4 protein-coding genes are annotated in these 14,908 nt (G+C 69.3%); all 4 read right to left on the bottom strand.

The features are described from left to right. Position 1: 1 nt before the first annotated feature. The 4 genes from AC07WS_RS00430 to AC07WS_RS00415 all read right to left on the bottom strand — a co-directional run bounded on the left by AC07WS_RS00430 (position 2) and on the right by AC07WS_RS00415 (position 14,753). Positions 2–415: a sugar 3,4-ketoisomerase gene (locus AC07WS_RS00430; RefSeq protein ID WP_494727201.1), complete on the bottom strand. Its 414-nt coding sequence runs from the start codon at positions 413–415 to the stop codon at positions 2–4. Then, complete coding sequence (locus AC07WS_RS00425) at positions 412–1,302, bottom strand: glycosyltransferase (protein ID WP_494727200.1); 891 nt, start codon at positions 1,300–1,302, stop codon at positions 412–414. The genes AC07WS_RS00430 and AC07WS_RS00425 overlap by 4 nt, the downstream gene beginning before the upstream one ends. Positions 1,303–1,329: 27 nt before the next feature. Continuing rightward, positions 1,330–4,479: an O-linked N-acetylglucosamine transferase family protein gene (locus tag AC07WS_RS00420; protein ID WP_494727199.1), complete on the bottom strand. Its 3,150-nt coding sequence runs from the start codon at positions 4,477–4,479 to the stop codon at positions 1,330–1,332. A gap of 374 nt (positions 4,480–4,853) precedes the next feature. Next, positions 4,854–14,753, bottom strand: coding sequence for an SPM autocatalytic domain-containing protein (locus AC07WS_RS00415; protein WP_494727198.1), 9,900 nt, complete (start codon positions 14,751–14,753; stop codon positions 4,854–4,856). Between the last annotated feature and the right edge of the window lie 155 nt (positions 14,754–14,908).

The following is a 14,908-nucleotide window of genomic DNA, read 5'->3' as shown; positions in this document are numbered from 1 at the left end:
GTCACTTGGGTTGTTGGTGTGCCGCGGCCACGAACTCGTCGTAGTCGTGGTAGTAGTCTTTCGGGTCGTACAGCGTGGAGGCCAGCACCACGCACACCGCGCCCGAGGAGAAGTTCTCGACCTCGCGCCACATCATGCCGGGCACGTACAGGCCGTAGTAGGAGCGGTTGAGCTGGAACTTCTTGCGCTCGTAGCCGTCGTCGACGATCACGTCGAAGCTGCCCGACATCGCCACGAACAGCTGCTGCAGCTCGATGTGGCCGTGGCCGGCGCGCGCCGAGCCGCCCGGCACGTCGTACAGGTAGTACACGCGCTTGATGTCGAACGGGATGTGCACGCCGCCCTCGATCACCGACAGGTTGCCGCGCACGTCGTGGTGCGGCGGCAGCTGGATCATCCGGCACTGGTCCATCATGATGCCGCCCCTACACGCTGCGCCGCCAGCACCTCGTGGAAGCGCTGCTGCGACCGGCCCACCATCGGGAAGATGCCGCTCAGGCGGGCGGCCACGTCGTCCACGGTCGGCTGCATCACCACCAGCTCCTCGGGCGCGACCAGGCCGATGTCGCACGACTCGATCAGCAGGTCGATGTAGTCGGAGAAGCAGTAGCCGAAGTTGGGGTTGCTGTTGATGTTGCTGTTCGACTCGAGCCGCTGGTCGTGGCGGAAGTAGGACAGCTCCTCGTCGATGTAGAACACCTTGCCGTCGCGCGCCAGGTTGAAGTAGGCGGCCACGTCGGCCAGGCCCAGCGTGCAGTCGTGCTTGTGGTAGCGGAACAGGTGGCGGCCGATTTCCCACAGGCGCTCGCGGCGGAACATGATGGAGCTGAACTCGCCGACGAAGTTGCGCATGCCCAGCACCATGCTGCGCTGCATGTCGCGCGCGTCCATGCTGCCGCTGGCCTCGTACGGCCGGCGCAGCTCGGTGCGCTCGTTGTCGACGTTGATCACCTGCGACGACGAGAACACCAGCTGGATGGCCGGGTCCATATTCATCGTGGCCACCATGCGCTCGACGCAGAACGGGTGCAGCACGTCGTCGTCGAACAGCGGCTTGATCAGCTGGCCCTTGGCGGCGAACAGCGCGGTCAGCACGTTCTGCTCGCGCAGCGCGGAATTGCGCTGGTAGATCAGGTGGCCGGCGTACTTGGCGCACATGTCCTTGATCGCCTCGGTCGGGCAGTTGTCGCTGACCAGGATCTCGATGTTGGGATAGCTCTGTCCCAGCGCCGACTTCAGGCAAGCCTCGAAGTGGGCGGTCTTGTAGGACGGGATAACGATGCTAACTAATGGCAAACTCATAAATTGTCAGGCTCCTGGCTGGGGCGGTTAGGCGGCGACCGCCATCACGATGTATTGCCACGGCAGCGCGTCTTCCACCGCCACCACGGGGTCGAGGCCGCTGGCGCCGGCCATCAGGCGGATGGCCGGCAGGTATTTTTCGCGGGCCGGCTCGTCGATGATGCGGGCGCTGCCGCCGGCGATCTGGAAGCCGGCCTGCTGGAACAGCTCCAGCATGGCGCCGCGGGTGAAGATGCGCTTGCGCGACTTTTCAATGCCGCCGGGGCCGTAGCGCATGTCGCCCGCGTTCAGCCGCGCCTGCATGCTCCAGTGCTGGAAGTTGCGGATGGTGGCGACGATCTTGCCGCCGGGCGCGATGCTGGTGCGGATCTTCTGCAGCACGGTCCACGGGTCGTTGAGCGTCTCCAGCGTCTCGTCGACGACCCAGCAGTCGGCGCCGCGCACGTGGTCCCACAGGTCGGCGCCGGCGTGCTCGATGTCGAAGTTGAACACGAAGTCGCAATGCGGACGGGCCGCCTGGGCCGGCGCCGGATCGGCCTCGATGCCGGTGTAGTTGGCCAGCGGATTGCGCACGCGGTAGGCCTTGGCGAAGGCGCCGTCGCCGCAGCCCAGCTCGACCACCTTGACCGCGGCCGGCGGCATGAACTGCAGCAGGTCGGTGTTGACCTCGCTGGTGGCGCTGGGCAGGTCGTAGTGGTAGCCGCCGGTGCGGATCACCGTGCCCTGCCAGTCGTGCTTGATGTAGGTGCGGGTCGGCTCGCGGGCGAAGTCGCCGCGCACCCAGTCGACGCCTTGCATCAGCGCGCTCTGGCCGGCGCGGTGCATGGCCAGCATGGCCGGCAGCAGCGGCGCGCCGTGCTTGATCGGCAGCGGCCACTGGCGCATCACCTCGGCGTTCACCAGCATGCAGGCCGGGTGCAGATAGGGGATGCCGTCGGCCTCGCGGCTGTGGCCCTGCTCGTTGACCCACTGGACGTTGCCCACGCCATACATCTCCGGGCGCAGCGCGCCGTGCAGCGACTCCAGGAAGCCGGCCTTGAGGATCTCGACGTCGGAGTCGAGGAACAGCACCTCGCCCGACAGGCCCAGGTGGTTGAGCGCCCACGCCATGCCGGGGCCGTGGTGGATGTTGTAGCCGAACGGGATGAACTCGACGTTGTCGTAGCCGTCGGTGATGGCGCGGATTTTTTCCGCCACGTCGGGATTGGAGCCGTCGATCACGTACACGCGGTTGCCGTAGAACTGGCGCAGGGTGCGCAGCAGCGCCTCGATCAGGTCGGGCGCGTTGTAGGACACGGTGACGATGGGGATGTCGGCGATGCGCACCGGCTCGGCCGGGGGGTGCTCCGACGGTTCCTGCGGCCGCACCGCGTGTTCCGGCGCGGCCAGGCGCGGCGCGGCCGGCTTGGCGACCTTCAGCAGCGCCGCCTCCAGGTTGCGCACGAAGCGCGGGCTGTCGAACAGCGGGCAGGTCAGGCGGTTGGCGGCCAGCTGGCGCTTCATCGCGGCGATGCGGGCCGGATCGTTGGCCAGCGCCACCGCCTTTTCCTCGTAGTCGGCGAAGTTGTAGGTGATCAGCTGCGGCAGGTCGACCGCGCGCAGCAGGCTGCCGGCCATGCGCGAGGAGAAGGTCTGGCCGGCACAGGTGAGCAGCGGCAGGCCGGCCCACAGCGCGTCGCTGGCGGTGGTGCCGGCGTTGAACGGGAAGGTGTCGAGGAACAGGTCGGCCAGCTGGTAGCGCGCCAGGTACTCGGCCGGCACCGCGCGGCTGTTGAAGATCAGGCGGTTGCGGTCGATACCGGCTTCCTCGGCGTAGCGGTACAGGTTCTCGCGCACTTCCGGATAGTCGGCCACCAGCCACAGCACGCTGTTCGGGACGCGGCGCAGGATGTTCATCCAGATCGTGAACAGGTCGGGCGTGAACTTGAAGTTGTTGTTGAACGAGCAGAAGACGAAGGCGTCCTCCGGCAGGTTGACGCTGGCGCGGGTCGGCTTGGGCGCGATCAGGCGCTGGCGGTCGTTGATCTGGAAGGTGTCGGGCAGGTACAGCGGCTTCTCGGTGAAGTCCTTGGTCATCTCCGGGGTGATCAGGAACTCGTCGGCGATCACATAGTCGACGCCGGGCAGGCCGGTGCTGCCGGGGAAGCCGAGGTAGGTCAGCTGCACCGGCGCCGGGCGGTAGGCCAGGATGTTGGGGCGCGCGCCCAGGGTCAGGCCGTGCAGGTCGACCAGGATGTCGATCTCGTGGGCGCGGATGGTGCGGGCGGCCTGCTCGTCGGTCAGCTTGTCGATGCGGATGTAGTGGTCCATGGCCTTGACCACGCGGGCGCGGATCGGCGAGCCGTCCTCGCGGCTCCAGCTGAAGGCGTAGACCTCGAACTTGCTGCGGTCGTGCAGCTCGTACAGCTCGGCGGTGAGGATGGACACCGCGTGCGAGCAGAAGTCCGACGACAGGTAGCCGATGCGCAGGCGGCCGTGGCCGTAGCCATGCTGGCCGGTCAGCGGCGCGACGGCGGCGTTGACCTTCTCGTTGACGAAGCGGCGGGCGGCGGCCAGCTGCTGGGCCGGGTCGGCCGAGGCGCTGAGCATGGCCAGCGCCGAGGTGCCCTCCATCATGGTCGCGACCGAGATGTGTTCGAGGCCGCTGTAGACCGGCCACTCGCACTGTTTCTGGCGCAGATGGACCCAGTGGGTCATGACGTTGGCCTGCTGCGGATCGACGCGCAGGCTCAGCGCCAGCATGGCCTCGGCCTCCGGGTAGCGCTTGCGGATCTCCAGCAGGCGGCCCAGGTTGTTCAGGGTTTGCACGTACAGCGTCGGATTGGTCTTGATGTCCGGCTGCACCTCGTCGGAGAGGATGGTCTTCCACATGGCCAGCGCGTCGTCGGGGCGGCCGGTGCGTTCCAGCAGCGTGCCCAGGTTGAGGCGGGCCTCGACGAAGCCGGGGTTCTGGGCGATGGCCTTGCGCAGCACGGCCTCGGCGCCGGGGTCGTCGCCCGAGTTGGACAGCACCACGGCCAGGTTGAAGCAGGCAGCGTAGACCAGCGGCGAAGGGGTGTGGTCGATCCAGGCGCGGTAGAGGGCGATGGCGGCGGGCAGTTGTCCGCTTTCCTGCAACACGGCGGCGGCGCCGAACAGATCGCCGATGGACAGCGCGCCCTTGACGGCCAGTGCCATAACGGTGCCCAACGGGCTGGTATCGGTGGGAGCGGCAGGTACTTGAGCGGTCATAGCGGGCGTAGGATGGGATGAGCCATAAAAGGTACGCACTATCATACCTTTTTGTCGCTGGATGAGGGGCAACTTTTGGCACAGGAGCAAGACTGTAAAACGCCACCTGCTCAACGGATAGGCAGTGCTAACAATCAACTTGGGGTCAAGTCTGACATTCGGACACGAGCCCGGCTGTAGCGGCGTGGGGTCAAGTCTGACATTCGGACACGAGCACAACCGTAGCGCCCGCTACGGTTGTGCTCGTGTCCGAATGTCAGACTTGACCCCATTGTGACGGCAGAGGTCGTGTCCGAATGCCAGACTTGACCCCACCGGGGTTAGCGGTTGGGGACGCTGAACCAGTTGCCGGTGTTGTGTTGCTGGTCGTCGGGCTGCTTGGTCAGCGCGGCGGCGGCGCCTTGCAGCGCTTGCCGGCTGCGGTAGTGCTGCAGCGCGTCGGCCATCGCTTGTGCGTTGCTATCGATTGCCGCCGTGCCGGTCTCGCACAACGCCGCTTGTGGCGCCGGCGCTGCGGGAGCGTCGCCGGCATAGGCGGCCAGGGCGTTGCTCAGGCCGCTCACCTGCTGTTGCAAGGTGGCCGCCGCCGTGGCCGCGCTCTTCTGCGCCAGGAACCAGACGTCGGCGCTGGCGTGGCTGCTGCCGTCCGTGCCGGTGTAGCTCGATGTCAGGCCCACCACGTTGCCGTTCTGTTGCGTCAGCGCGTGCTCGGCGCTGGTGCTGATGGCGGCGATGCCCAGCTGCTCCAGCGTCTTCAACTCGCCGGCCTGGCTGATGCCGTCGGAGTTGCCATCCACCCACACCCGCAGCGCGCCGAACGCGCTGTCGGCGCTGGTGATCTGGCCGTCGCCATTGCTGTCGAGCGACTTCAGCGCGGCGTAGCCGTCGGCCGCCGTGCCGCCGTCGGCCAGCCTGGTGGCGCTGCCGAACAGTTCGCCGCCGTCGTTGATGACGCCGTCGCCGTTGCGGTCCAGGGCCAGCAGGCCGTCGTGGGCGTCGACCCAGCCGGTGTGCACGGCCTTGCCTTCGGCGCGGATGTCGAACTGCACCCCGGCCGCGATGCCCAGCGTCTGCACGCCGTTGCCGTCCAGGTCCAGCACCAGCGGCGTGGCGTAGTTGGTGGACGAGGCGTTCAGCGCCATGGTCTGCGTCAGCGACATCGCCGCCACTTGGCCGCCGGTGAAGGCGTTGGCCTGGGCGACGCTGAGCGCGCTCAGCCCCGCCGTGGTCAGCGACGGCACCTGGCCGGCCGTGAACGCGGCGATCTGGTCGGTGGTGAAGACGATCAGCTGGCTGGTCTTCAGGCCCGCCACCTGGGCGTTGCTCAGGCCGGCGATCTGCGCGGTCGACAGGTAGCCGATCTGCGTGGCCGTCAGCGAGCCGAGCTGGCTGGTGCTCCAGGCGCCCAGCTGGGTGGTGGTGAAGGCGTTGATCTGGTCGATGGTCAGCGCGGCGATCTGGGCGTTCTTCAGCGCCGCCATCTGCGTGGTGCTCAGCGCGGCGGCCTGGCTGCCGGTCAGCGCGTTGAGCTGGGTCGAGCTCAGCGTCTGCAACTGCGAGGTCGTCACGGCCTGCAGCTGGTCGGTGCTGAACGCGGCCATCTGGTCCACCGTCAGCGCGGTGATCTGGCTGAGCTTGATGCTGGCGACCTGCGCCGTGGTGAACGCCTGGATCTGCGTGTTCGACAGCGCGGCCAGCTGGGTGGTGCTCAGGTAGCCGATCTGCGTGGTGCGCAGGGCGGCGATCTGGCTGGTGCTCAGCGCGAACATCTGGTCGGCCGTCATCGCGCCCAGCTGCAGGCTGGTCAGCGCCTGGATCTGCGCGGTGTTCAGGCCGGCCAGCTGGCCGACGGCCAGGCTGGACACTTGGAGCGTGCCCAGCGCGGCCACGTCGGCCGTCTGCAGTGCGCCGATCTGGTTGGTCGACAGCGCGACCACGGCGTTGATGCTCAGCGCCGCGGCCTGCTGCGTGCTCAGCGCGCCGATCTGGTCGGTGCTGAGGACGTTGATCTGCGGCACGTCGATGGCGGCGATCTGCGCGGTCTTCAGGCCGCGCATCTGCGCCGTCGTCAGCGCGACGGTCTGGTCGGTGGACAGGCCGGTGAACTGGCTGGCGGTCAATGCGGCCACGTCCTGCGTGTCGAGCGCGGCCACCTGCGCGGTGCCCAGCGCGGCCAGCTGGCCGGCGCTCAGCGTCGGCATCTGCGCCACCGAGAAGCCGGTGACCTGGGCCGCGGCCAGCGCGGCGATCTGGTCGGTGGAGAGGCTGCTGGCCTGGTCGGTGGTCAGCGCGGCGATCTGCGCGGTCTTCAGCGCGCGGATCTGGTCGCTGGTCAGGGCCAGCAGGTTGTTGACGGTCAGGCCGTACGCCACCTGCGCGGTGCTCAGCGCGGCGATGTGGTCGGTGTCGAGCACCGGCACCTGGTTGATCTGCAGGCCGTTGGCCAGCTGGCTGGTGCTGAAGGCGGCCAGCTGCGCCAGGGTCAGCGCGTTGAGCTGGTCGCTGCCCAGGAAGGCGATCTGATTCGTGGTCAGGGCGGCGATCTGGCGCGTGGCGAACGCGGCCAGGTCGGCCGTTTCCAGCACCAGGATCTGGTCGGTGGTGAGCGCCGCCACTTGCTGCGTGCTCAGCGTGGACGCCTGCGCGGTGCTCAGCGCGACGATCTGGGCGCTGGTCAGCGCCTGCACCTGGGCCGTGCCCAGCGCGACGGTCTGCGCGGTGCGCAGCGCGGTGATCTGGTCGGTGCTCAGGGCGGCGATGGCGTCGCTGCCCAGGCCGTAGGCCAGCTGCGCCGTGCCCAGCGCGGCGATGTGGGCGGCGTCCAGCGTCACCAGCTGGGCGGTGCCGAGGCCGCTATTGAGCTGGCTGGTGGTCAGCGCGGCCAGCTCGGCCGTGGTGAGCGCGTTCAGCTGGTCGCTGCTCAGCACGGCGATCTGGTCGCTGCCCAGCGCCACCATCTGGCGCGTGGTGAAGGACGACAGGTCGGCCGTCTCCAGCGCGGCGATCTGCGCCGTGGTGAGGGCGGCCACCTGGCGCGTGGCCAGCGAGACCGCCTGCGCGGTGGTCAGCGCCACGATCTGGTCGGTGCCCAGGCCGCTGGCGACCTGGTCGGTGGTGAGGGCCGCCACTTGCGCCGTGCCCAGTGTGGCGAACTGGTCGGTCAACAGCGCCTGCAGCTGGTCGCTGCCCAGCAGCGTGACCTGGGCGGTGGTCAGCGCGGCCAGGTCGGCCGTCTCCAGCGCGGCCACCTGGCCGCTGGTGAGCGCGGTCAGCTGCACGCTGTTCAAGGCGCGCACCTGGGCGGTGCTCAGCGCGACGATCTGGTCGGTGGCCAGCGCGCTGAACTGCGCGGCCAGCAGGTGGCTGATGGCGCTGGTGCTCAGCACGGCGAACTGGTCGGTTCCCAGCGCGGCCAGCTGGTCGGTGCTCAGCGCCGGCGCCTGCAGCGAGGTCAGCGCGGCCACCTGCCGGGTGCTCAGCTGGGCGAACTGCGCCGCCGTCAGCGCGCCGATCTCCTGCGTGGTCAGGCCGGTGAAGGCGCTGGTCGACAGGGCGTTGAGCTGGTCGCTGGTCAGCGCGGCGAACTGCGCCGTGCTGAACGCGGCCAGCTGGTTGCTGTGCAGCGCCACGAAGTCCATGGTGCTGAGCGCGGCGATGTGGTTGGTGCTCAGGCCGCCGATCTGCAGCGTGCTCAGCGCGCCGACCTGGGCCGTGCCCAGCGCCTGGATGTGCTCGGTGCTCAGGGCGGCGATCTGGTCGCTGCCCAGGCCGGCGATCTGCGCAGTGGTCAGCACGCTGACCAGGTCGGTGGTCAGGGCGCCGATGTTGGCGCTGCCGATGGCGGCGATCTGCGCCGACTTCAGCGCGACGAAGTCGGCCGTCTCCAGCGCGTCCAGCTGGTTGCTGCTGAGGGCGGCCACTTGCGCGGTGCTCAGCGCGGCCACCTGCATGCTGCTCAGGCCCACCATCTGGTCGGTGGTGATGGCGCCGAACTGGCTGGCGTTGAGCGCGCCGATCTGCGTGCTCGACAGCGTGGCGAAGTTGTCGGTGCTGATGGCGGCGATCTGGTCGCTGCTCAGCGCGTTGAGCTGGCGGGTCGCCAGGTTGTCCATTTGCAGCGTGGTCAGCGCGGCGATCTGCGCGGTCGTCAGCGCGGCGGCCTGGGCCGAGGTGAGCGCGTCCATCTGCGCCGTGCTCAGGTTTTGCAGCTGGTCCATCGTCAGCGCGATCAGCTGGTTGGTGGTCAGCGCCTGCACCTGCGCGGTCTTGAGCGCCTGCAGCTCGTCGGTGCCCAGCGCTTGCAGCTGGTCGGTCGACAAGGTCGCCAATTGGCTGGTGCTCAGCGCGGCGGCCTGGGCGGTGGTCAGCACGCTGATGTGGGCCAGGTCCAGCTGCGAGATCTGCAGGGTGCTCAGGGCCTGGATCTGGTTGCTCAGCAGGGCGGCCAGGTCGGCCAGCTCCATCGTGGCCAGCTGGTCGGAACTGAGGGCGGCCAGTTGCGCCGTGCCCAGCTGGGTGTATTGCTGCGTGGTCAGCGCGACGATCTGGTCGGTGCTGAGCGCGCGGAACTGCGCCGTGCTCAGCGCGTTCAGCTGCGCCGAACCCAGGCTTTGCAGCTGGTCGGCGATCAGCGCGTTGAGCTGGTCGCTGCCCAGGGCGGCGATCTGCGTGGCTTTGAGCGCGTCCAGGTCGTCGGTGCTCAGGGCCTGGATCTGCGCCGAGCTCAGCGACAGCAACTGGCTGGTGGTCAGCGCCTGCGCCTGCGCGGTGGTCAGCGCGGCGATGCGGTCGGCCGCCAGCGCCTGCATCTGGCCGGTGGTCAAGGCGGCGATCTGCGCGGTCTTGAGCGCGGCCAGGTCTTCGGTCTCGATCACGGCCAGCTGCTGCGTGCTCAGCGCGGCGACCTGCGCCGTGCCCAGCGCCTGGAACTGCTGCGTGCTCAGGCCGACGATCTGGTCCGAGCCGAGCGACTGCACTTGCGCGCTGCTCAGCGCGTTCAGCTGGGTCGCGCCCAGGCTCTGCACCTGGGCCAGCGCCAGCGCGGCGATCTGGTCGCTGGTGAGCGCGGCGATCTGCGCGGTCTTCAGCGCCAGGATCTCGTCGGTGCTGAGCGCCTGCACCTGGTCGGTGGTCAGCGCGGCGACCTGGGCGGTGGCCAGGCTGGCGGCCTGCGCCGTGGTGAGCGCCTGCACCTGGTCGGTGGTCAGCTGGCTGATCTGCAGCGTCTTCAGCGCGGCGATCTGCGCGGTCTTCATCGCGGCCAGGTCTTCCAGTTCCAGCGCGCGCAGCTGGTCGCTGCTGAGTACGCTGACGCCGGCCGTGCTCAGGCTGCCGATCTGCTTGGTGGTCAGGGCAACAATCTGGTTGGTGCCCAGCGCGGCGATCTGGTCGGTGGTGAGGCCGCCGATCTGGGCCGGCGTGAGCGCCTGGATCTGGTCGGTGGTCAGGTTGTTCAGCATGCCCAGCGCGCTCAGCTGCGCGGCGCTCAGCGCGGCGAAGTCGGACGTGCTCAGCGCGCCGATCTGGTCGGACGACAGCGAGGACAGCTGGGCGGTCGACATGGCGCCGACCTGGCCGCTGGTGAGCGCCATGATCTGGTCCGTGCTCAGCAGCGCGACCTGGGCGGTGCGCAGCGCGTTGATCTGCGCGGTCTTCAGCGCGACGATCTCGTCGGTGTTGAGCGCGGCCAGCTGGCTGGCGCTCAGGCTGGCGATCTGGCCGGTGGCCAGCGCCGCCACCTGCAGCGTGCTCAAGGACGCGATCTGCGCGGTCTGCAGGCCCTGGAATTGCGCCGTGCTCAGCGAGGCCAGCTGGGCCGGGGTCAGCGCCTGCAACTGGTCGGTGCCGAGCGCGTCGAGCTGGTCGGTGCCCAGCGCTTGCAGCTGCGCGGTGCGCAGCGCGGCCAGGTCCTGGGTTTCCAGCGCCTGCACCTGGGCGGTGGTGATCGCCGCCAGTTGCTGCGAGGTCAGGCCGGACACCTGGGTGACGCTCAGGCCGGCGATCTGGCTGCTGTTCAACAGCACGAACTGGTCGGTGCTCAGCGCGGCCACCTGCTGCGTCTTGAAGGCGGCCAGGTCCTGGGTTTCCAGCGCGGCCAGCTGGCTGGCGCTCAGCGCGCGCACCTGGGCCGTGCCGAGGTTGGCCGCCTGCAGCGTGCTCAGCGCGACGATCTGGTCGGTCGTCAGCGCCTGGAACTGGGCGCTGCTCAGGGCCGCCATCTGCGCGATGCTCAGGGCGCGGAACTGGTCGCTGCTGAGCGCGTCGAGCTGGTCGGTGGACAGCGCCAGCACTTGCGCGCTGCGCAGCGCGGCGATGTCGCCGGTGGAGAACACCTGCCACTGCGCGGTGGTCAGCGCGGCCAGCTGGCGCGTGCTCAGGCTGGCCACCTGGGCGGTGGTCAGCGCGGCGGTCTGCGCGGTGCTGAGGCTGGCGATGACGTCGGTGCTCAGCGCGGCGAACTGCGCGGTGCGCAGCGCGGCGAAGTCCTGGCTTTCCAGCGCGTTCAGCTGGTCGCTGCCGAGGGCGGCGATCTGCAGCGTGCTCAGGTTGCTGACCTGGGCCGTGGTCAGCGCGGCCAGCTGGTCGCTGTTGAGGGCGGCGATCTGCGCGGTCTTGAGGGCGGCGATCTGCGCCGTCCTCATCAGCGCCAGGCCCTGCGTGCCCAGCGCCACCAGCTGGTCGCTGCTGAGCAGGGCCACCTGTGCGGTGACCAGGCTGCTCACCTGCACGGTGCTCAGGTTGGCGATCTGCGCGGTGGACAGCGACAGCAGCTGGCTGCTGCCCAGCGCGGCCAGCTGGGCCGTGGTGAGCGCCTGCACCTGCGCGCTGGTCAGCACGTTCAGGCTGTCGCTGCCCAGGCCGGCGATCTGCGCGGTCTTGAGCGCGGCCAGGTCGCGCGTTTCGATGGCGACGATCTGGCTGCTGCCCAGCGCTTGCAGCTGGCGCGTGCTCAGGCTGGCGAATTGCGCGCTGGTCAGCGCGACGATCTGGTCGGTGCTCAGCAGGCCGACCTGGTTGCTGCCCAGCGCGGCCAGCTGCGCCGTCCTCAGCGCGGCCAGGTCGTCGGTGCCGATGGCCAGCAACTGCTCGCTCGACAGCACGGCGATCTGCTGGCTGCCCAGGCCGCTGGCCTGGGCGGTGCTCAGCGCGGCGATCTGGTCGGTGGTCAGCGCGGCCAGCTGCTTGCTGGTCAGCGCGGCCAGCTGCGCCGTCTTGAGCGCCTGCAGCTGGGCGGTGGTGATGGCGGCCACGTCGGCCGTGGCCAGCGCGACGATCTGCTGCGTCTTCAGCGCGGCCAGGTCGGCCGTCTCCAGCGCCTGCAGCTGGTCGGTCGACAGCAGCGCCACCTGCTGGGTGGACAGCGCGCCCGCCTGCAGCGAGCTCAGCGCGACGATCTGGTCGGTGGTGACGGCGGCCAGCTGGTTCGAGCCCAGCGCGTTGAGCTGGCTCGATTTCAGCGCGGCCCAGTCGGTGGTGGTCAGCGCGGCCACCTGCTCGGTCAGCAGGTAGCCGATCTGGGCGGTGGTGAAGGCGTTCACCTGCGCCGTGTTCAGCGCACCCAGCTGGGTGGAGTTGAGCACGTGGATCTGGTCGGACGTCAGCTGGGCGATCTGCGCGGTCTTGAGCGCGGCCACCTGGCCCACCGTCAGCAGGGCGATGGCCTTGGTGCCCAGGCCCAGCAGCTGGCTGGTCTGCAGCGCGGCGAAGTCCTGGGTCTCCATGGCGTTGAGCTGGTCGGTGGTCAGCGCGTTGAGCTGGCCCGGCGTCAGCGCGCCGGCCTGCGCGGTGGTCAGCGCGACGATCAGGTCGGTGCCCAGCGCGGCCACCTGGGCCGTCGTCAGCGCGGCGATCTGCGCGGTCCTGAGCGCGGCGAAGTCCCGCGTCTCGAGCGCGTTCAGCTGGTCGGTCGACAGCGCGGCGATCTCGCGCGTGCTCAGCGCGGCGGCCTGCGCGGTGGTCAGCGCGACGATCTGGTCGGTGGTCAGCGCGGCGATCTGGGCGGTGGTGAAATTGCTCAGCTGGACGCTGGCCAGCGCGGCGAACTGCGCCGTGGTCAGCGCGGCCACGGCGTTGCTGCTCAGCGCGGCGGCCTGCTGCGATTTGAGCGCCACCAGGTCCTGCGTCTCCAGCGCGGCGGCCTGGTCGGTGGTGAGCGCGGCGATCTGCAGCGTGGCAAGCGAGGCCAGCTGCTGCGAACCCAGGCCGGCGACCTGGTCGGTGGTGAGCGCGGCGATCTGGGCGCTGCCCAGCGCGGCCAGCTGGGCCGTCCGCAGCGCGGCCAGGTCGCGCGTTTCCATCGCGGCCAGCTGGCCGGTGGCCAGCGCGGCGAGCTGGCGCGTGGTCAGCGACGCCGCTTGCGCCGTGGTCAGGCTGACGATCTGGTCGGTGCCGAGCGCGCCGGTCTGCTGCGTGCTCAGCGCGGCCAGCTGCGCGGTGCCCAGCGCGGCGACCTGGTCGGTGCTCAGGCTGTGGACGTTGTTGGTGCTCAGGCCGGCCAGCTGCTGGGTGCGCAGCGCGGCCAGGTCCTGCGTGTTCAGCGCGGCCAGCTGGTCGCTGCTCAGCGCCGACAGTTGCAGCGAGCTGAGGGCGTTCGCTTGCGCGGTCTTCAGCGCGGCGACCTGGTCGGTGCTGAGCGCGGCGATCAGGCTGGTGCCCAGGGCGGCCAGCTGCTGCGTCTTCAATGCGGCCAGGTTGGCGGTGCTCAGCGCGCCCAGCTGGTTGGTCGACAGCGCGGCCACCTGCTGCGAGCTCAGGCCGCCGACCTGGGCGGTGTTCAGCACGGCGATCTGGTCGGTGCCCAGCGCGGCCAGTTGCGCGGTCTTCAGCGCGCCCAGCTGCAGCGAGCTCAACGCGGCGATCTGGTCGCTGCCCAGCGCGGCGATGCCGTTGCTGGACAGGGCGGCGATCTGCACGGTGCGCAGCGCGGCCAGGTCCTGGGTTGCCATCGCGGCCAGCAGGGTGGTGCTCAGCGCGGCCAGCTGTTGCGTGGCCAGGCCGGCCGCCTGCGCGGTGCTCAGGCCGGCCAATTGGGCCGTGCCCAGCGCGTTGATCTGGGCGGTGGTGAAGGCCGCCACCTGCGCGGTCTTCATCGCGGCCAGGTCGCGCGTTTCGATGGCCGCCACCTGGTCCGAGCTCAGCACGACGATCTGCGCCGTGCCCAGCGCGGCCACCTGGGCCGTGGTCAGCGCGACGATCTGGTCGGTGGACAGGCCGCGCAGCTGGCCGCTGCGCAGCGCGGCGATCTGGGCCGTGGTCAGCGCGGCGATCTGGTCGGTGCTCAGCACGGCGGTGGTGGCCGTGCTCAGCGCGTTCAGCTGCTGGCTCTTGAGCGCGGCGAAGTCCTGGGTTTCCATCGCGGCCAGCTGGGCGCTGGACATCTGGCCCAGTTGCAGCGTGGTCAGCGCGGCGGTCTGCGCGGTGGTCAGCGCGACGATCTGGTCGGTGGTCAGGGCGGCGAATTGCCTGGTGGTCAGCGCGGCGATCTGCGCGGTCTTGAGCGCGGCGAAGCCGTCGGTGCCCAGCGCGGCCAGCTGGTCGCTGCCGAGGGCGCTGATCTGCTGGGTCGCCAGGCTGCTGCTTTGCGCGGTGCGCAGCGCGGCCATCTGCGCCGTGGTCAGCGCGCCCAGCAGGCCGGTGCCCAGCGCGAGCAGCTGCTGCGTGCCCAGCGCGGCGATGTCGTCGGTGGCTATGCTGGCCAGCTGGGCGCTGGAGAGGGCGGCGATCTGGCGGGTCTGCAGGGCGGCGGCCTGGCTGCTGCTCAGGGCGACGATCTGGTCGGTGCTCAATGCACGCACCTGCGCGGTGTTCAGCGCCACCAGCTGGGCGCTGCGCAGCGCGGCGATGTCGCCGGTGCCGACCAGGGACAGCTGCTGCGTACCCAGCGCGGCCAGCTGCACGGTCGCCAGCGCGGCGAACTGGTCGGTGGTGAGGCCGTTGACCAGCTGGTTGGTGCTCAGGCTGACGATCTGGCCGGTGCTCAGCGCCGCGATCTGTTTGGTGGTGAGGCCGTAGCCCAGCTGCTGCGTGGTGAGCGTCTGCAGGTTCTGGGTGGACAGCGCTCGTAACTGGCTGGTGCCAAAGGCGGCAAGCTGATCGGTGCTCCATGCGGTCATCTGCAAGGTGGACAGCAGCACGATGTCCGCAGTCGTCAGTAAAGCGATCTGATTGGTCTGCAGGCTGGCGATTTGGTCGGTCGTTAAACCAGGTACGAGTGATGGCATGTTAAGTAGTCTCCTTACGGAAATATATAGTACTTCCAAACGAACTCATACGGTAAGCAAAGGGCCAAAAGTAGTTTAAATCTTGGCCTGAAAACAATGACTTAGCGCGCTTTCGGTCATCAAATTGTCATCAATTCTCACGGCCAAAAGTAAGC

The sequence above is a fragment of the Duganella sp. GW821-FHT01E12 genome, assembly GCF_059422325.1.
The sequence above is the reverse complement of the archived record's forward strand: the minus strand, read 5'-3'. Positions and strand labels throughout refer to the sequence as shown.